Below are 17,548 nucleotides of genomic sequence, written 5' to 3' on the forward strand. Positions count from 1 at the left end.
TCATTTCCATGCGATACATCCGTTACGCCTTTCTCGCCGCGCTGGCCGTGGTGCTTGTGACCGTTGCCATCGCCAATCGGGATGTCGTGACGTTGAACCTTCTGCCCGCAGAGCTTGCCACGTTGAGCGGCGTGACCATGTCGGTCAGCCTGCCGCTGTTCGTTGTGATCTTTGGCGCGATCATCGCGGGGCTTCTGATCGGCTTTGTCTGGGAATGGATGCGTGAGTATAAACACCGCTCTGCCGCCTCGACGCACAAGCGTGAGAAGGAAAAGCTCGCGCGGGAAGTCAGCAAGCTGAAAACCGACAAGGCGAAGAACGAAGGCGACGAGGTTCTGGCGCTTCTCGAAAATTAATCTGGGAAAACGGTTCCTGGCGCGATAGACCCGACCCATGGAAACTCGTGTGAAAATCTGCGGGCTGAAAACGCCTGATGCCGTTTCTGCGGCGGTCGAGGCGGGCGCGCAATATCTGGGCTTTGTCTTTTTCCCGAAATCTCCGCGCCATGTCGAAGTCGCAACTGCGCGTGATCTGGCGCTGGATGTTCCCGTGGGGGTCGCCAAGGTCGCGCTGGTGGTGAATGCCACAGATGCGGAATTGGATCGGATCACCTCGGAAGTGCCGCTTGATATGTTGCAGCTTCACGGCAAGGAAAGCCCCGAGCGCGTGGCCGAAATCCGGTCGCGCTATGGCCTTCCCGTGATGAAAGCAGTGGGTGTGGCAAGCGCCGAAGATGTGCCTGCGCTCGATGCCTACGGGATGGTGTGCGACCAGTTGCTCGTGGATGCCAAGGCTCCGAAAGGGGCTGACCTTCCGGGGGGCAATGGCCTGTCCTTTGACTGGCGTCTGATCTCCAAACGCGCATGGAACCGTCCGTGGATGTTGGCAGGCGGGTTGACGCCCGAGAATGTGGTTCTGGCAATCCAGATGACCGGGGCGAAACAGGTGGACGTGTCCTCGGGCGTGGAAAGCGCGCCGGGTGTGAAGGATGCGGGAAAAATCCGCGCCTTTATCGAGACGATCCGCGCCGCGTGACGGGCTTTTTCGAGTATTTCGGCACAAAGGAGGCGGGCGCGCTTTACCGGTCCGCCCCCCTGCGCTACATCCTGTGAGATCCGCAAGGGAGCATCGCGATGAACGATCTTTTTAACAGCTTCATGAATGGCCCTGACGAAAAGGGGCGGTTCGGTATTTTCGGCGGGCGGTTTGTGTCAGAGACATTGATGCCGCTGATTCTCTCTCTGGAGGAGGAGTATAACAAGGCCAAGACCGATCCGGCGTTCTGGGACGAGATGCGTGACCTCTGGAAGCATTATGTGGGGCGTCCATCGCCGCTGTATTTTGCGGAGAAGATGACCGACGAATTGGGCGGCGCGAAGATTTATCTTAAACGCGAGGAGCTCAACCACACCGGCGCGCACAAGATCAACAATGTGCTGGGGCAGATTTTGCTTGCGCGGCGCATGGGCAAGACGCGGATCATTGCGGAGACCGGTGCAGGGCAGCACGGGGTGGCCACGGCGACTGTCTGTGCCAAGTTCGGGCTGGAGTGCATCGTCTACATGGGCGCGACGGATGTGGAGCGTCAAAAGCCGAATGTGTTCCGCATGGAGCTTTTGGGAGCCAAGGTTGTTCCGGTTTCCTCCGGTCGTGGCACGCTCAAGGATGCGATGAACGATGCGCTGCGCGATTGGGTGACCAATGTGCGCGACACGTTCTACTGCATCGGCACGGTGGCGGGACCGCATCCCTATCCGGCGATGGTGCGGGATTATCAGGCCATCATCGGGCAGGAGACGCGCTGGCAGCTTGAAGAGCAGGAGGGCGAAGGTCGCCTACCGGATACGCTTGTGGCGGCTGTGGGCGGTGGCTCCAATGCGATGGGGCTGTTCCACCCCTTCCTTGACGACGAGAGCGTTCGCATCATCGGTGTCGAGGCAGGCGGACATGGCGTGGACGACCGGATGGAGCATTGCGCATCTCTGACGGGTGGGCGTCCGGGGGTGCTGCATGGCAACCGGACCTATCTGTTGCAGGATGATGACGGGCAGATTCTGGAAGGCCATTCGATCTCTGCCGGTCTCGATTATCCGGGCATCGGGCCGGAACATTCGTGGCTGCATGATACGAAGCGCGCGGAATATGTCTCCATCACCGATAAAGAGGCGCTGGAGGCGTTCCAGTTCTGTTGCCGCACTGAAGGCATCATCCCCGCGCTCGAATCGAGCCATGCGGTGGCTCATGTGATGAAGATTGCGGGCGATTTGCCCAAGGATCATATCATTGTCATCAACCTGTCGGGGCGCGGCGACAAGGATATCTTCACGGTGGCGCGTCACCTTGGTGCCGATCTCGCCGGAGAAGAAGGCCGCGACGCCGAGTAATCCCAACACCAAGCTGCAATTAAAGCCGTCCTTCGGGGCGGCTTTTTCTATGGGATATCCCTCTAAACCTGAGTTTATGACCGAAGACCAAAGGTTTAGAGGCGGGTTCGTAAACCCGGATAAACCTGCTGCCAATAGCCGGAAGGGCGCGGTTCGAGCACATCAGGAGGCGAGGTCACGATGATCCGCCCTTTGGGGTTGTTTGAAAATGCAGGAAAGGAAAATCCTATGCACAAGGTTCTTATGATTACGACACTCGTCTCCGGTCTTGGCGCGACGGTTGCTCTGGCGCAGCCGACGACGGAGGAAATTGTCTCCAAGTATCCGGGCGCGACACGGATCGAGATTGACCGCAAGTTCCGCTACACAGAGGTCGAGGTCTATATCGACGGCAAAGAAATCGATCTGCGGATCGACAATGCCAGTGGCGAGGTGGTGCGCGAGCGTGAACGTGCCCTGAGCCAGCGCGAGTGGCGCGATGAGGTCAATGACGACGATGATGACGATTCACGTCGTGTGGCGGGCGTCAATGTCGAGGAAGACGACGATCGTGACGACCGCGATGACTGGGATGACGACCGCGACGATGATCGTGATGACGACCGTGATGATCGCGATGATGACCGTGACGATGATAGAGATGATCGTGACGACCGTGATGATGACCGGCGTGACCGCGACGATGATCGCCATGATCGCGATGACGACGACGATGACGATGATGATCGTGGCGACCGCGATGATCGTGATGACGACGACGATGATGACGATGATGACGACGATTGATCCGAAGAAATCATGACATTAACGCCTGCCCCGTAGAGGGGCGGGCTGCATTCGTGCTAAGAGATCGGGAGGCAGAACAAAGGAAAGGACATTATGCACCGCAGGCTTTTCATAACCGGTTTGACCGCGAGTCTGCTGATCGCGCCACCGGCGTTCGCCCAGAGGGCGAGCGTGGTCGATCAAGTCATCACGCAGCTCAAGTCACAAGGCTACACAAGGATCACAGTGGGCCGCACCCTTCTTGGTCGGACACGGATCGTTGCGCGGAACGACGCGATGCGCCGTGAAATCATCATCAACCCGTCGACCGGAGAGGTTCTTCGCGACTATTGGGAAGTCAATGCTGAGGACGACCGGCGTGACGACAATGATCGCAGCAGTTCGGGGAGCAGTCGTCGAGAGAGCGACGATGATCGTGATGACGACGACGATGATGATGATGACGATGATCGCGATGATGACCGTGACGATGATGATGACGACGATGACGGCGGCGATGATGACGACGACGATGACTGAGGTGCGGAGCTCGTGAAAGACAGTGTTATCCTTGCCATTATCCTCGTGGTGCAGTCCCTTTGTGCGATTTTCTTTGTTTTCGACATCGTGGCCTCGGTTCTGGGGCTGCGGGCGCGTCCTATCTCTTGGCAAATTCGGGAAGTGATCGAGCTGGGCGCGGCCTTGGGCCTGATCCTCGGGGTGGTCATGGGCGGTCTGGCGCTCCGGCGTTCGATGATCCGGCGGAGCATGGCGGAAAGCAAACTGCGCCGCGCGGCCTCTGCTTTTGCTGATGTTCTCGAAGAGCGTTTTGCGGAATGGTCGCTGACCCCTGCGGAACGTGAGGTTGCGCTTTTTCTCATCAAGGGCTGTCCCATCGCGGAGATCGCAAGGTTGCGGCAAACCTCGGAAGGGACGGTCAAGGCCCAGACCAATGCGGTGTATCGCAAGGCCGGCGTTCACGGATCTTCGCAGCTTTTAAGCCTGTTTATCGACGATCTGATGGATGATCAGCTTCTGCCCGTCGAGGCGGCGAAGCAAGTGGCCTGAGCGGTGCGTGCGCGCCGCTTAGCTGAACTTGTCTTTGAGCCGTTCCAGCGGGGAGCGTGTGTCTTGGACGGGTTCCGGTGCTTTCTCGGCCTTCGGCTTGGGCGGCTTGGTGCCGGTCGAGGACCGCGGCGGTGCGGTTCTTTGTGCGACTGCATTGGAGAATTTCGCGGGCTCTGCGTCGGCCAGATAGGGGGCGCCATCGGAGCAGCCGCGGATCACATCGTCAAGCCAGTCTTGATCGGCCTTGGCGAAGTCGGAGAGCACATAGGCGGCCACGCGGTCCTTGTGGCCCGGATGCCCGATGCCGAGGCGCACACGATCATAGTCCGCACCGATATGCTGATGGATCGAACGCAGCCCGTTGTGACCGGCATGACCGCCGCCGGACTTGACCCGCACCTTGCCGGGGGCGAGGTCCAATTCGTCATGAAAAACAACAACATTGGTGGAATCGAGTTTGTAAAACCGCATGGCCTCGCCGACCGACTGGCCGGAGAGATTCATGAAGGTTTCGGGCTTGAGCAGGATCACCTTTTCGCGGCCTAAACGGCCTTCGGACAGTTGGCCCTGAAACTTTGCCCGCCACGGCGCAAACCCGTGGTCGGAGGCGATCCGGTCGAGCACCATGAAGCCGATATTGTGCCGGTTTTTCTCGTATTTCGTGCCGGGATTTCCGAGGCCGACGAAAAGGCGCATGGCGAGATCTCACCTGTTGTTGTGGGTCGTGCGCAGCATATTGGCGTGGTGGGGCACATGCAATCTAAAGCGGATTCTGTCCGGCCTGAAAACCGGCCTGAAACCGTCATGAGAACGGGCACGGAGATACGACCGAGATGTGACGATATTTCTCTAAATAGGGGATTGCGCCCCGCATTCGGGAGACGTTTTATAGTCATAGCCAGCCTCGTGCGATGCTTGTGCCGGGCCTGCCAGATAAAACCTTTCCCGATGAACTTGCCCAAAAAGTTTATTGGGAAAGCCGTGTGTCATCAATGTCTTGCAAGGCATTTCCCGAAACGCTTCAGGTCAAAAAGGGAGAAAGACATGAGCTTTATTGCCATGAACCGTTTCAAGATCACGCCAGGCCGTGAAGAGGATTTCGAAGAGATCTGGCGCAATCGGGAAAGCCGGTTGAAAGAACTGCCGGGCTTTGTCGAATTCCGGATGCTCAAAGGGCCGGTGGCGGAGGATCACGCGCTGTATTCGAGCTCTACGCTCTGGAACAGCAAGGCGGATTTCGAGAACTGGACCACATCCGAACAATTCCGCGACAGCCACAAGAATGCGGGCAATCGGGACCGTTCGATCTTTGCCGGACCGCCGCAGTTCGAAGGGTTCGAGACCATTATTCACGAGGCCTGATCAAGTCCTTTGCGCCGCAATTTGTGGGGTCGGATACCCGTCGGCTTTCTGTCGGACTTGTGTCGGGCACTTGTCGAACATATGCGCGTGCACCCGTGAGGTGGCATTACCGCGCCGGTCGGGCCAGCGCAAAGGCCCATAAAACGAAAAACGCGGGTCCCGAGGGGCCCGCGTTTCAAATGCATCCGAAGACACAGTGAAAGATTATTCTTCCGCTGCTGCTTCTTCTGTTGCTTCTTCTTCGTCGTCATCCACAGCGCCAAGGCCGGCAGGTGCGGCGATGTTGGCGATCACGAAGTCACGGTCGATGACCGGCTTCACACCTTCAGGCAGTTTGACGTCGGAGATGTGATACACATCGCCGATGTTGCCGCCAGTGATGTCGAGCGTGATTTTTTCCGGAATGTCGGCTGCGGTCACGATGAGTTCGACATCGGTACGGACGTGAGTCACAACGCCGCCTTTTTTGATGCCCGGAGCCGCCTCTTCACCGACGATTTCAACCGGAATGAACAGGTTGATGCGGGAGTTGCGGTGCAGACGCATGAAATCGACGTGAGTCGGAAGGTCTTTCACAACGTCACGCTGCACGCCGCGGCAGATCACGCGGACGTCGTCGTGGCCTTCAACCTTGAGGTTGAACAGCGTGGACAGGAAACGGCCGGCTTTCAGACGCTTCAGCAGCTCGTTGAATTTGATGTTGATCGGAAGCGGTTCTTTGTCATCACCGTAAACGATCCCCGGAACCAGACCGTCGCGACGCGCCTGACGAGCGGCGCCCTTGCCTGTCCCCGTACGTTCCAAGGCAATAAGATCAGGAATCTCACCAGCCATTTTAATTCTCCATAAATTAGGGCGGGTATCCTCCAAGGCTGTATACCCGCGTGAAGCCGTGGCCTTACACGGGAATCGGTAAAATGGAAAGTGGAATTGTGTTGATGCGCAAAGATGCGGGACCAGTTTTGCGCAGATTCCGGCTATGCGGCGGGGAATCCTGTCACTACTGTTCGCCAAAGCGCTTTGAATGATCGGGACGGAGGAGGCTGCGATATGGCTCGGAATGGGGTGGCCGGTGTGCTTGGCGGTTTCGCGCGGGCGGTGTCCATGTCCTTTTCGCCCTTTATGGCCTTGGGGGCGGCGGGCGTTGTCTGGGGCGGATTCGCCGCGATGGTGCCCGCGCTCAAGGCGCAAACGGGGGCGAGTGACGCGCAATTCGGTCTGGCGCTTCTCGGCTCGGCCTCGGGTGGCATGATCGCCATGTATCTCGCGCCCTATCTTCTGGCGCTGTTCCGGCATCACACCCTGATGCTCCTCGCGCTCTGTTCGGCCTTGGTGGTGCAGGGGCCACGGTTTGCGTCGGAGCCTTGGCATCTTTTCCCCGTGATGATCGGGATGGGGCTGGCGCTGGCCAGTCTGGACATTTGCGCCAACCTTCGGATTTCGCGGATCGAGAGCGACACCGGCGGGCATCTGATGAACATCAACCACGCGAATTTCTCGTTCTTCCTTGCGGTCTCGGCCATCCTTGTCGGGCTTTTGCGACAGGCGGGCTGGGGCACGGCACAGGTCTTTGCCCTGATTAGCTGTGTGTTGCTTGTTTTCGCGCTGTTGCTGCGTGACGGGCCTTGGGTTGACGAGCCGGAGGGCGGTGAGGAGGAGGGCAAGCCGCGTCATCTGCCGTGGGCCGCGATCCTGCCGGTCGGCGTGATGATCTTTGTCGCTTTCGTGGGCGAAAACTCCATCGAAAGCTGGTCGGCGCTGTTTCTGGAGCGCGAGTTGGGTGGTGCGACGGGGGACGGGGGCTTTGGTCCCGCGATGCTGGGGTTCATCATGTGCGCCTTTCGCCTTTTGGGACAGGTGACGACCCAGCGGTTCGGTGAGGCGCGGGTGGTTGTGTTCTCCGGCATTTTGGGGGTGATCGGTGCGCTCACCCTGTCACAGGCACCGGACCGGTCGGTGGCGCTTTTGGGGATTGCGCTCATGGCGGTCGGGATGGCGGTGATCGTGCCCACGGCCACGTCGCTATTGGGCAAACGTGTGCATCGCCGTGCCCTCAATGTTGCGGTGTCGCGGGCGTGGATGATCGGGTTCACGGGGTTCTTTGTCGGCCCGTCCCTGATCGGCAGCATTTCGGAGGCTTACGGGTTGCGCGTGGCCTTTGTGATGGTGGCGGCCACGATTGCCTTGATTGTGCCTGCCGTGTGGCAGTTCGAACGGGGCAAGGCCGTTCGCGATTGATGTGGTGTGTGAAGCTGTGTGTGTCCCGAGACACCGGCACGCGGCGCCTCGGGGATAGGGGTCAGGCCCAGCGACCGGCGAAGTCTTCGGGGATTTTCAGCATGTCGCGGTCGAGATCGGCAATGGTTTTGCGTCCGCACAGGGCCATGGAGACATCCAGTTCCTTCTGGATCACTTCCAGCGCCTTGGTCACGCCTTCCTCGCCCATTGCACCCAGACCATAGACAAAGGCGCGTCCGATGAAGGTGCCTTTTGCGCCCATGGCGAGTGCCTTGAGCACGTCCTGACCGGAGCGGATGCCGCTGTCGAGATGGACATCGACCTGATCGCCCACGGCGTCGAGGATCGGCTGAAGCGCACGGATCGAGGACAGAGCGCCATCGAGTTGCCGCCCGCCGTGGTTTGACACGATGATGGCGTCACAGCCGACCTTGGCGGCCATAATGGCGTCTTCGGGTTCCATCACACCTTTGAGGATGAGCGGCCCGCCCCACATTTCCTTGATCGCGGCGATCTTGCCCCAGTCGAGGCGGGGGTCGAATTGCTCTGCGGTCCATGTGAACAGGCTGGAAGGATCGTCAACGCCCTTGGCATGGCCGATGATATTGCCGAACCCGTGCCGCTTGGTGCGCAGCATTTCCAGCCCCCAAGTCCATTTCGTCGCCAGATCGGCGATCACGGCAGGGGTGAGTTTGGGCGGGGCGGAGAGACCGTTTTTCAGGTCCTTGTGCCGCTGGCCCAGAATTTGCAGATCAAGCGTCAGCACCAGCGCCGAGCATCCGGCGTCTTTGGCGCGTTGGATGATGTTTTTCAGAAACTCCTGATCGCGCATGACGTAGAGCTGGAACCAGAAGGGCTTGCTGGTGTGTTCGGCCACGTCTTCGATGGAACAGATCGACATGGTGGACAGGGTGAAAGGCACGCCGAATTTCTCGGCAGCGCGTGCGGCCTTGATCTCGCCATCGGCGCGCTGCATCCCCGTGAGACCCACGGGGGCGAGGGCGACGGGCATGGCCACATCCTGTCCGATCATTTTCGAAGCGGTGGAGCGGCCTTCCATATCGACGGCCACGCGCTGGCGCAGGCGGATCTTGTCGAAATCCGACACATTCTCGCGAAAGGTCTGTTCGGTCCACGAGCCGCTTTCGCAATAGTCGTAGAACATTTTCGGCGTGCGCTTTTTATGCAGACGCTTGAGATCGTCGATGTTGGTGATGACGGCCATGACCACTCTTCTTTGTCAAATTGGTTTGGATCCATAACCAATTCGCACATTTTGCGCGGCAGGCCAAGAATCAAATGCAGGGATGCGCCGACTTGCCCCGCGATTTGTCCCTGTGTCTTGCGGCTGGCGTGACCGTGCCGGAAATTCAGGCGGGAGACGGCAGAAAAAAGGCCCGCGATGCTGCGGGCCTTTGTTATTTGTTGGCTTATTGACCGGATGTCCGGCACCCCGAAGAGGTTATCAGCCGTTCCACGGCTTGTCTTCGCCGCCCAAGCCGCCGATCTGCACACGGGTCGACAGGCCGATACGGTCAAGGATTGTAAAGAACGGTTTCGGGTCCAGTTCCTCGACGTTTTTCATGCTGCCCGTGTCCCAGTCGCCCGAGGCAATCAGCATCGCGGCGGCCACCGGCGGCACGCCTGCGGTGTAGGAGATGCCCTGAGAACCGACTTCCTCATAGGCCTCTTTGTGATCGGCGACATTGTAGACAAAGACCTCGAAGGGGGCGCCGTCTTTCTCGCCTTTCACCAGATCACCGATGCAGGTCTTGCCGGTGTAATCGGGCGCCAGTGAGGACGGATCAGGCAGCACGGCCTTGACCACTTTTAGCGGCACGACCTCTTGGCCTTCGGCGGTTTTGACCGGCTTTTCGGAGAGCAGGCCGAGGTTCTTCAGCACGGTGAAGACATTGATGTAATGCTCGCCAAAGCCCATCCAGAAACGCACATCGGCTTGCGGATAGTTGGTGGCAAGGCTGTGCACCTCGTCATGGCCGGACTGATAGGCGCGTTGCTGGCCCACAACCGGCAAGTCCCAGTCGCGGCCTGTCTCGAACATCTTTTTCTCTTTCCACTGGCCGTCTTCCCAATAGTAGACGACTCCGGTGAATTCGCGGAAATTGATCTCGGGATCGAAATTTGTGGCGAAATACTTGCCATGCGATCCGGCGTTGATGTCCACGATGTCGATGGATTTGACCTCGTCCATCATGTCGATGGCAAAGCGCGCATAGGCGTTCACAACCCCCGGATCGAACCCCGCACCAAGGATGGCGGTGACGCCCTTCTCGGCGCAAAGATCGCGCTTTTTCCACTCGTAATTGGCATACCACGGCGGGGTTTCGCAAATTTTGTCGGGGTCTTCGTGAATCGCCGTGTCGATATAGGCCGCGCCGGTTTCGATACAGGCGTCCAGAACGGTCATGTTGATAAAGGCCGAGCCGACGTTGATGACGATTTGCGCACCGGTCTTTTTGATGAGCGCGGCCACGGCGGCACTGTCCATCGCGTCAACCTGATGGGCTTCAAGAACGCCCTCCTGTTTCATCGCAGCCTTTTCACGGACCGACTCAAGGATCGCTTCGCATTTGGAAAGCGTCCGGCTGGCGATGTGAATATCTCCCAGCACATCGTTGTTCTGGGCGCATTTATGCGCGACGACCTGAGCGACGCCGCCAGCGCCGATGATGAGTACGTTCTGTTTCAACAGTCGAGACCCCCTTATCGTTTTCGGGTGGTGGGTTTGAGCGGGCCTATCCCAGCGCCGCAGCGAAATCCTCGTAACCGAAGTCACGGACCAGTTTGACGGTGCCATCCAGTTCGCGCACGGCGATTCCCGGCATTTTGACTCCGTTAAACCAGTTCTTTTTAACCATTGTGTAACCGGCCGCATCGTCGATGGAGATACGGTCGCCGATTTCCAGCGGTTTGTCGAATTTTGCATCGCCGAAAATATCGCCCGCCAGACAGGTCTTGCCCGCGATCTGATATTCATGCGTGCCGTTTTGCGGCAGTTTGGCGGTTTCGCGATAGATCAGCAGGTCGAGCATATGCGCTTCGATAGAGCTGTCGACGATTGCGATTTTCTTGCCGTTGTCGATGAGGTCGAGCACCGAGACTTCCAGCGTGGTGGAGCGCGTGATCGCGGCCTCGCCGGGTTCCAGATAGACCTGCACGCCCATCGCGTCGGAGAAGGCCTTGAGCCGGTCGGCCAGTTGGTCGAGCGGATAGCCCTCGCCGGTGAAATGAATGCCGCCGCCCAGAGAAACCCAGTCGAGCGTTTTCAGGAATGCCCCGAATTCGGTTTCGATGCGGGTCAGTTGCTCCGAGAACAACTCGAAATCGTCATTCTCGCAATTATAGTGGATCATCACGCCGTTGATGCGCCCTTGCGCCATCTCCAGCCGCGCCATGTCCCATTCGCCCAGGCGCGAAAAAGGCCGCGCCGGATCGGCCAGATCGAAGCCGGAGGTGGAGAACCGCGGGTTGAGGCGCAGCCCTGTGGCGATGCCTTGGGCCTTTGCGCCGAAGCGGTCAAGCTGGCCCAGCGAGTTGAAGATGATCTTGTCGGCGTATTTCACCGCATCATTGATTTCGTGATCGGCCCAGCCGACCGAATAGCCGTGGGACTCGCCGCCGAATTTCTCCGCACCGAGGCGCAACTCATAGAGCGAGGACGAGGTGGTGCCGTCCATATAGTCGCGCATGAAATCGAACACGGGCCATGTGGAGAAACATTTGAGCGCCAACAAGGCCTTCGCGCCGGACTGTTCGCGCAGTCGCGCGATCTTCTCCATGTTCGGAAGCAGGCGTGCCTTGTCGATCAGGTAGTAAGGCGTCTGGATCATCTCATTCCCCCGCGGGTCAAAAGGAACGGCAATAGAGCGCTGCACTTAGGGCGATTCAGGGTGTGGGGCAAGAAAAAAGCACGGCGGGCCATGCTTTTTGTATATACATTGACCCGTTTTTAGTCCCGTCTCTATCCCTGTGTTTCGGGATCAGGCGCGATGTGCGCCGTCCGCGAGAGATTTGACATAGGCGGCGATCTCTTCGACCGATTTGCCTGACGCGATCTCGCTCACAATGGCAGAGCCCACCACGGTGCCATCGGCCACGGCGGCGATCTCTTGCGCCTTTTCGGGGGTGCGCACACCAAAGCCCACGATCACGGGCAGATCCGTCTTGGCCTTGATCCGCGCCACTTCGGGGGCGACATCGGCACCGGAGGCGGCGGCGGCCCCTGTCGTGCCTGTGACCGAGACGTAATAGACAAAGCCGGAGGTGTTTTGCAGCACGGTCGGCAGGCGTTTGTCATCGGTCGTGGGCGTGGCCAGACGGATGAAGTTCAACCCAGCCTTTTGCGCCGGAATGCACAGTTCGTCATCTTCTTCGGGCGGCAGGTCCACGACGATCAGCCCGTCGATGCCGGCCTTGAGCGCGTCGGTCAGGAATTTGTCCACGCCATGCGAATAGATCGGGTTGTAATAGCCCATCAGCACAATCGGGGTGGTGGTGTCGGTCTCGCGGAAGGCTGCGGCCAGCGCGAGGGTCTTGTCGAGTGTCATCCCCTGATCAAGCGCGCGTTGGCCTGCAAGCTGGATGGTTGGGCCGTCGGCCATCGGGTCGGTGAAGGGCAGGCCCAGTTCGATGATGTCCACGCCCGCGTCCGGCAATGCCTTGACGATTTCGAGCGATTTGGCCTCGTCGGGATCACCGGCCATGACATAGGCGACGAAGGCTTTTTTGCCAGCGGCGGTCAACTCGGCGAATTTGGCGTCGATACGGGTCATGGGGTGGCTCCCTTGCTGTTTGCGCAACGGGTTTGGCCGATCTTTCGTGCAAGTGCAATGGGGAAGGCTTGCGCGAGACCCCTTTGCGCCTTAGACACGCGGGGAATTTCAGACAAAGGAGGCCGCAATGGGCTTCAAAATGGGCATCGTCGGTCTGCCGAACGTGGGCAAGTCGACGCTTTTTAATGCGCTGACCAAAACCGCTGCTGCGCAGGCGGCAAACTTTCCTTTCTGCACCATCGAACCCAACGTGGGCGATGTGGCCGTGCCGGACCCGCGGCTGGACAAGCTGGCGGCGATCTCCGGCTCGAAACAGATCATCCCGACGCGCATGTCTTTCGTGGACATTGCGGGCCTTGTGAAAGGGGCGTCCAAGGGCGAAGGTCTGGGCAACCAGTTCCTTGCCAACATTCGCGAATGTGACGCCATCGCCCATGTGGTGCGGTGTTTCGACGACGGCGATGTGACCCATGTCGAAGGCCGCGTCGATCCGGTGGACGATGCGCAGGTGATCGAGATGGAACTGATGTTCGCCGATCTCGAAAGCATTGCCAAACGCCGCGCCAACCTCGTGCGCAAGCTCAAGGGCAACGACAAGGAAGCCAAGCTTCAGGACGATCTGCTGGCACGGGCGCAAGAGGCGCTGGAAAACGACAGACCGGCGCGCAGTGTCGAAGTGTCCGAGGACGAGCGCAAGCAGTGGAACATGCTGCAACTTTTGACGCAAAAGCCGATCCTCTATGTCTGCAACGTCGAGGAAGAGAACGCCGCCAAGGGCAACGCCTATTCCGAAGCTGTTGCGAAAATGGCCGCAGAGCAGGGTGCGGGCACCGTGGTGATCTCCGCCAAGATCGAGGAAGAGATTTCCCAGCTCGACAGCGACGAAGCCGAGATGTTCCTCGAAGAGCTTGGTCTGCACGAGGCCGGTCTCGACCGCTTGATCCGCGCAGGCTACGAGCTTTTGCAGCTTGAAACCTATTTCACCGTCGGCCCGAAAGAGGCCCGCGCATGGACCATCCCCAAAGGCACCGCCGCCCCGCAGGCCGCGGGCGTCATCCACGGCGATTTCGAACGCGGCTTCATCCGTGCCGAAACCATCGCCTATGACGACTTCATCGCCTGCAACGGCGAGACCGGTGCGAAAGACGCAGGCAAGATGCGTGCGGAAGGCAAAAGCTACATCGTGCAAGACGGCGACGTGATGCACTTTTTGTTTAATACTTGAACGTGGCTTGAGCGGAATTCTGAAAAAGGCGGTCTTCGGGCCGCCTTTTGTTTTACAAGCGATCGAACACCGACCCCATACGCGGGGCAAACAGGCGTTCATAGGTTTTGAGTAGAGCGGAATCGGTCATGCTCGCCACATAGTCGCACACTATGCGCAGATCCCCCGCAGACGTGGCAAAACGGTCCTGATGCTCGCGCGGCAAAAGCCGTTCGGGATCGGAACACAGTGCCTCGAAGACCGAGACCACCATTTGCTGCCCTTTGAATTCAAGCTGCTGCACCGTGGGGCTTTTGATGACCACTTTGAACACCAGCTTCTTCAGTGCGCGCAGCATGGGACGACGGGAGTTCGGCAGGCTGGCCCGATAACGCAGAAGCGGCTCGTCGAATTGTGGCATTTCTGTATATTCGACGGAGGTGATGAAATAATTCACAAAGCGCGAGATGAAGCGTTTGCGGGTGTTGCGGTCTCCAAACAGACCGTCGAGCATTTGCCCGTAAACGTCATTGCCGAACTGCTTCGGATATTTTTCCTTGAGCATGGAGAGGAAGTCGCCGCAGTCCTCTTCCGGAGCGTTTTTTATGAAATCCTCGCGGGTCAGAAGCGAGAGCGCAATGGCATCCTCAAGGTCATGCACACCGTAGGCAATGTCATCGGCCAGATCCATGATGCTGCAATCAAAGGATTTATGCAGCGATTTGCGATGCTCTCCCTGTTCCAGATCCGAGGTCTCGCAAAAGCGGCTGCGGTCATCGGCTGACAGAGGAGCAAGCACCCAGTCCACCACGTCCTGCTCACTGTCGAGATAGCATTTTGGCGGGGTAGAGGCGGCGGTGTCAATCAGGTTAAGCGTTGCGGGGCTGTCGCTCAGTTTCGGTCTGAGCTCGGAGTTTTGCGCCCGCGCATAGGGCACGGGGTATTTTAACAGGCCCAAGAGACTGCGCCGCGTGAGATTGGCACCTGAAGATTTGGAAAAGCTCTCCAGTCGCGACAGGATGCGCAGGCTTTGCCCGTTGCCTTCGAAACCGCCAGCCCCGTGCATGCAATAGTTCAAGGCGACCTCGCCGCCATGACCAAAGGGCGGATGGCCGAGATCGTGGGAGCAGCCGATGGCCTGTATCATCGAACGGTCTGGCAGATGGGTGGTGGCGGGGTGGTCGGGGAAACTTTGCGCCAGTTGTCGGGCCAGTCCCCCAGCAATCTGTGCAACTTCCAGCGAGTGCGTGAGCCGTGTGCGGTAAAAGTCGCTGTCGCCGAGGTTCAGAATCTGGGTCTTGCCTTGCAACCGGCGGAAGGAGGCGGAATGGATCACGCGGGCATAATCGACATCGCCTGCGCCGCGCGCGTCTTCCGAGTGCCCTTGCCATGGTTCCCTGCGTTCCAGCCACATATATCCGCGTCTCCCGTCTGTTCCGTGCGCAGTTTATGGGGCGGGGCGGGCGAAGGCCAGACACGGTTTCACATCAGCTTGCGCATCACCTTGAGTGCGCGTTTGCGCCAGCCTTTGAAGGGCGGTTCGGCGATGGACATGCCGTTGTATTTTGCCTGACGCACCACGGGTTTGAGGTGGGAGAAGGTCTCGAAGCCGTAGCGCCCATGGTAGACGCCTTGTCCCGAGGGGCCGACCCCGCCGAAGGGCAGCGTGGCAAAGCCGACGTGGATGGCCGTGTCGTTCACCGTCACCCCGCCGGAGCGCGTGTTTTCAAGCCAGAATTCCTGTTCCTCCCTGTCTTCGGCAAAGACATAGAGGGCCAGCGGGTGATCGTGCTTGGCGACGAAATCGAGCGCCTCTTGCGGGTCGTCATAGGGCAGGACGGGCAGGACAGGTCCGAAGATTTCCTCCTGCATCAGAGCAAGATCGTGGGGCGGGTCGAGCACCACGGTGGGGGCGAATTTGCGGGCATCCCCCAAGGCCCCGTCAAGGCGGAAGAGGGTCACGCCACGGGCTTCGGCCTCTTTCACCATCGCCTCAAGGCGGGCGTGGTGGCGCTCGGAAATGATCGCGGCGTAGTCGGGGCTTTCGGGGCCTTGCGCGAAGTAATGCATGAAAGCCCCCATGATCGCATCGGCCATGAGCAACATCTTTTTGCGCGGGACCAGAACGTAATCGGGCGCGACACAGACCTGTCCTGCATTCATCGCCTTGCCCCATGCGATCCGGCGGCCTGCGCGGTCGAGATCGGCGCTGGGCATGATGATGGCGGGGGATTTGCCGCCCAGTTCCAGAGTCACAGGGGTGAGGTTGCGCGCGGCGGCTTCGGCCACCTTGCGTCCGACGGCGGTGGAACCGGTGAAGAACAGATGATCAAAGGGCAGCGCGGAAAAGGCGCGGGCGATCTCCGGCCCGCCGGTGACAGTGGCGACCTCATCGGGGGAGAAGGCGCCGGAGAGCATGTCTTTGAGCAGCGCCGAGCAGCGCGGGGTCAGTTCCGAGGGTTTCAGCATCACACGGTTGCCCGCCGCCAGCGCCGCCACCATAGGTGAGAGCGCAAGCTGGACGGGGAAGTTCCACGGCGAGATGATGCCCACGACGCCCAGAGGCTGGGGCCGGATTTCGGCGCGGGCGGGTTTGTAGATCAGCGGCACGGGCGCACGCCGGACGCGCATCCAGCGTTTGAGATGGCGTTTGGCGTGGCGGATTTCGCCCAGCACCAGATCAATGTCGTAAAGGCGGCTTTCCAGCGCGGGGCGATAGGTGAAATCTTTGGAAATGGCGGCGACCAGCGCGGGTTCGGCTGTGACAAGTGCCTCTTGCAGCCGTGTCAGCCGGTCCAGTCGCGCCTCCAGCGGCACAACCGGCGTGGCGCGCTGCGCGGCCTGTTGCTGCGCGAAGAGATCATTCAGGTTGGCGTCTGTAATGTCCCCAGCGATGTTCTCTGTGATGGAGCCTGCGATGGTCCCCATGTCGTTGCCCGTCTCGGTGCCCATGTGGTTCTCCTGATCCTTTTGCGGCATTGAGCCAGAAAAATCGGGCAAGAGAAAGGCATGTCTTGGGAGGCTCTGCGGTCAGGGCGGCGCGGGTCTGGTCGCTCAGCGGGCGAAGATGCGGCGCAAACTGGCCCGCAGCCCGTTTTGAGACGGTTCCCAAAGGCAGGCCAGTACGAAGGCAAGCGGTCTGATCTCGGTCATGGTGCAGGGTCTCGCGGACTGGTTGTGGTCGGCTATGCTCTAGGAGGGCAATGTTTCAGGCGCGTGACAGAACTGCGAAACGCTCATGACGGCAAAACGGGCGGGTTTGCAAGGAAATGCGGCTGCGGCGCGGGGAGGCGGCGTCCAAACACAACAAATTGAAACAGTTTTCAAATGTGCTCTGGATCGTCGCAAACCCTTCCATTAACACATTGACCAACGAAAGCTGTGCAAAGGTTCAAGGTATGAAAATCGCGGTTGCTGGGATCGGTTACGTCGGGATGTCGAATGCGGTGTTGCTGGCGCAGAACCACGAGGTCATGGCGGTGGACATTTCCGAGGAGCGCGTGGCCTTGGTCAATGCGCGGAAGTCTCCGATTGTGGATGCCGAGCTTGAGGAGTTTCTGGCCCATAAAGAGCTGAACCTCACGGCGACAACGGATGCGGCGGCAGCCTACAAGGGTGCGGATTTCGTGATCGTGGCGACGCCGACGAATTACGACGCCCAGACCAACTATTTCGACACATCCAGCGTGGAGCAGGTGATCCTCAAGGTGCTTGAGGTCAATGAAACCGCGACC

At 59.3% G+C, this 17,548-nt stretch carries 18 protein-coding genes; 10 read left to right on the plus strand and 8 right to left on the minus strand.

Features of this window, described 5'->3' with window-relative positions; all coding sequences use genetic code 11:
- Positions 1 to 8 precede the first annotated feature (8 nt).
- The 6 genes from KO492_RS18475 (at position 9) to KO492_RS18500 (ending at position 4,217) form a co-directional block, all read left to right on the plus strand.
- Positions 9 to 356: a LapA family protein gene (locus KO492_RS18475; protein WP_216046307.1), complete on the plus strand. Its 348-nt coding sequence runs from the start codon at positions 9 to 11 to the stop codon at positions 354 to 356.
- Between the two features lie 37 nt (positions 357 to 393).
- Complete coding sequence (locus tag KO492_RS18480; RefSeq protein WP_216046308.1) at positions 394 to 1,035, plus strand: phosphoribosylanthranilate isomerase; 642 nt, start codon at positions 394 to 396, stop codon at positions 1,033 to 1,035.
- Between the two features lie 98 nt (positions 1,036 to 1,133).
- A complete protein-coding gene (gene trpB / locus KO492_RS18485; protein ID WP_066606997.1) occupies positions 1,134 to 2,384 on the plus strand; it encodes a tryptophan synthase subunit beta in 1,251 nt (416 codons plus the stop codon).
- 228 nt (positions 2,385 to 2,612) lie between these two features.
- Complete coding sequence (locus KO492_RS18490) at positions 2,613 to 3,170, plus strand: PepSY domain-containing protein (RefSeq protein WP_216046309.1); 558 nt, start codon at positions 2,613 to 2,615, stop codon at positions 3,168 to 3,170.
- A 171-nt stretch (positions 3,171 to 3,341) separates the two neighbouring features.
- Positions 3,342 to 3,689 carry a hypothetical protein gene (locus tag KO492_RS18495; protein WP_216046310.1) on the plus strand — a complete coding sequence of 116 codons (348 nt, stop codon included), beginning with the start codon at positions 3,342 to 3,344 and terminating at the stop codon, positions 3,687 to 3,689.
- Positions 3,690 to 3,701: 12 nt separating this feature from the next.
- Positions 3,702 to 4,217, plus strand: coding sequence for a helix-turn-helix transcriptional regulator (locus KO492_RS18500; protein ID WP_216046311.1), 516 nt, complete (start codon positions 3,702 to 3,704; stop codon positions 4,215 to 4,217).
- Positions 4,218 to 4,235: 18 nt separating this feature from the next.
- On the opposite strand, the gene pth is transcribed toward KO492_RS18500, so the two are convergent.
- On the minus strand, positions 4,236 to 4,913 hold the full coding sequence (gene pth / locus KO492_RS18505; protein ID WP_216046312.1) for an aminoacyl-tRNA hydrolase: 678 nt from the start codon (positions 4,911 to 4,913) through the stop codon (positions 4,236 to 4,238).
- Positions 4,914 to 5,261: 348 nt separating this feature from the next.
- On the opposite strand from pth, the gene KO492_RS18510 reads away from it, so the two are divergent.
- A complete protein-coding gene (locus KO492_RS18510; RefSeq protein ID WP_216046313.1) occupies positions 5,262 to 5,579 on the plus strand; it encodes an antibiotic biosynthesis monooxygenase family protein in 318 nt (105 codons plus the stop codon).
- Between the two features lie 204 nt (positions 5,580 to 5,783).
- Here KO492_RS18510 and KO492_RS18515 read toward each other — a convergent pair whose 3' ends face one another.
- Positions 5,784 to 6,413, minus strand: coding sequence for a 50S ribosomal protein L25/general stress protein Ctc (locus tag KO492_RS18515; protein ID WP_216046340.1), 630 nt, complete (start codon positions 6,411 to 6,413; stop codon positions 5,784 to 5,786).
- A 216-nt stretch (positions 6,414 to 6,629) separates the two neighbouring features.
- Between KO492_RS18515 and KO492_RS18520 the strand changes: the two genes are divergently transcribed.
- The gene (locus KO492_RS18520; RefSeq protein WP_216046314.1) at positions 6,630 to 7,817 is read left to right on the plus strand and encodes an MFS transporter; all 1,188 of its coding nucleotides are present in this window, start codon (positions 6,630 to 6,632) and stop codon (positions 7,815 to 7,817) included.
- 61 nt (positions 7,818 to 7,878) lie between these two features.
- On the opposite strand, the gene KO492_RS18525 is transcribed toward KO492_RS18520, so the two are convergent.
- From KO492_RS18525 to trpA, 4 genes are all read right to left on the minus strand, one after another.
- Positions 7,879 to 9,042 carry an alpha-hydroxy acid oxidase gene (locus KO492_RS18525; RefSeq protein ID WP_216046315.1) on the minus strand — a complete coding sequence of 388 codons (1,164 nt, stop codon included), beginning with the start codon at positions 9,040 to 9,042 and terminating at the stop codon, positions 7,879 to 7,881.
- 240 nt (positions 9,043 to 9,282) lie between these two features.
- A complete protein-coding gene (locus tag KO492_RS18530; RefSeq protein ID WP_216046316.1) occupies positions 9,283 to 10,527 on the minus strand; it encodes a saccharopine dehydrogenase family protein in 1,245 nt (414 codons plus the stop codon).
- A 46-nt stretch (positions 10,528 to 10,573) separates the two neighbouring features.
- Positions 10,574 to 11,668, minus strand: a complete 1,095-nt coding sequence (locus KO492_RS18535) for a carboxynorspermidine decarboxylase (protein WP_216046317.1) — start codon at positions 11,666 to 11,668, stop codon at positions 10,574 to 10,576.
- 150 nt (positions 11,669 to 11,818) lie between these two features.
- A complete protein-coding gene (trpA, locus tag KO492_RS18540; RefSeq protein ID WP_216046318.1) occupies positions 11,819 to 12,610 on the minus strand; it encodes a tryptophan synthase subunit alpha in 792 nt (263 codons plus the stop codon).
- Between the two features lie 127 nt (positions 12,611 to 12,737).
- Here trpA and ychF point away from each other — a divergent pair, with 127 nt between their 5' ends.
- A complete protein-coding gene (gene ychF, locus KO492_RS18545; RefSeq protein WP_216046319.1) occupies positions 12,738 to 13,835 on the plus strand; it encodes a redox-regulated ATPase YchF in 1,098 nt (365 codons plus the stop codon).
- Positions 13,836 to 13,887: 52 nt separating this feature from the next.
- On the opposite strand, the gene KO492_RS18550 is transcribed toward ychF, so the two are convergent.
- Both KO492_RS18550 and KO492_RS18555 read right to left on the minus strand, forming a co-directional pair.
- Complete coding sequence (locus KO492_RS18550) at positions 13,888 to 15,228, minus strand: anti-phage deoxyguanosine triphosphatase (protein ID WP_216046320.1); 1,341 nt, start codon at positions 15,226 to 15,228, stop codon at positions 13,888 to 13,890.
- A gap of 68 nt (positions 15,229 to 15,296) precedes the next feature.
- Positions 15,297 to 16,766: a coniferyl aldehyde dehydrogenase gene (locus KO492_RS18555; protein ID WP_252735611.1), complete on the minus strand. Its 1,470-nt coding sequence runs from the start codon at positions 16,764 to 16,766 to the stop codon at positions 15,297 to 15,299.
- 446 nt (positions 16,767 to 17,212) lie between these two features.
- Between KO492_RS18555 and KO492_RS18560 the strand changes: the two genes are divergently transcribed.
- Positions 17,213 to 17,548 (plus strand): 3-hydroxyacyl-CoA dehydrogenase NAD-binding domain-containing protein (locus KO492_RS18560; RefSeq protein ID WP_252735612.1); only part of this gene is annotated, 336 nt, incomplete at its 3' end.

It is taken from the genome of Celeribacter halophilus (assembly GCF_018860305.1).
GTDB lineage: Bacteria > Pseudomonadota > Alphaproteobacteria > Rhodobacterales > Rhodobacteraceae > Celeribacter > Celeribacter halophilus_A.

What these genes read in the sequence shown, in the direction of transcription:
- KO492_RS18480 (WP_216046308.1), top strand. Translation starts at nt 394, where the DNA reads ATGGAAACTCGTGTGAAAATCTGCGGGCTGAAAACGCCTGATGCCGTT.
- KO492_RS18525 (WP_216046315.1), bottom strand. Translation starts at nt 9,042, where the DNA reads ATGGCCGTCATCACCAACATCGACGATCTCAAGCGTCTGCATAAAAAG.
- KO492_RS18535 (WP_216046317.1), bottom strand. Translation starts at nt 11,668, where the DNA reads ATGATCCAGACGCCTTACTACCTGATCGACAAGGCACGCCTGCTTCCG.
- ychF (WP_216046319.1), top strand. Translation starts at nt 12,738, where the DNA reads ATGGGCTTCAAAATGGGCATCGTCGGTCTGCCGAACGTGGGCAAGTCG.
- KO492_RS18510 (WP_216046313.1), top strand. Translation starts at nt 5,262, where the DNA reads ATGAGCTTTATTGCCATGAACCGTTTCAAGATCACGCCAGGCCGTGAA.
- KO492_RS18475 (WP_216046307.1), top strand. Translation starts at nt 9, where the DNA reads ATGCGATACATCCGTTACGCCTTTCTCGCCGCGCTGGCCGTGGTGCTT.
- KO492_RS18550 (WP_216046320.1), bottom strand. Translation starts at nt 15,228, where the DNA reads ATGTGGCTGGAACGCAGGGAACCATGGCAAGGGCACTCGGAAGACGCG.
- trpA (WP_216046318.1), bottom strand. Translation starts at nt 12,610, where the DNA reads ATGACCCGTATCGACGCCAAATTCGCCGAGTTGACCGCCGCTGGCAAA.
- KO492_RS18490 (WP_216046309.1), top strand. Translation starts at nt 2,613, where the DNA reads ATGCACAAGGTTCTTATGATTACGACACTCGTCTCCGGTCTTGGCGCG.
- trpB (WP_066606997.1), top strand. Translation starts at nt 1,134, where the DNA reads ATGAACGATCTTTTTAACAGCTTCATGAATGGCCCTGACGAAAAGGGG.
- pth (WP_216046312.1), bottom strand. Translation starts at nt 4,913, where the DNA reads ATGCGCCTTTTCGTCGGCCTCGGAAATCCCGGCACGAAATACGAGAAA.
- KO492_RS18555 (WP_252735611.1), bottom strand. Translation starts at nt 16,766, where the DNA reads ATGGGCACCGAGACGGGCAACGACATGGGGACCATCGCAGGCTCCATC.
- KO492_RS18515 (WP_216046340.1), bottom strand. Translation starts at nt 6,413, where the DNA reads ATGGCTGGTGAGATTCCTGATCTTATTGCCTTGGAACGTACGGGGACA.
- KO492_RS18520 (WP_216046314.1), top strand. Translation starts at nt 6,630, where the DNA reads ATGGCTCGGAATGGGGTGGCCGGTGTGCTTGGCGGTTTCGCGCGGGCG.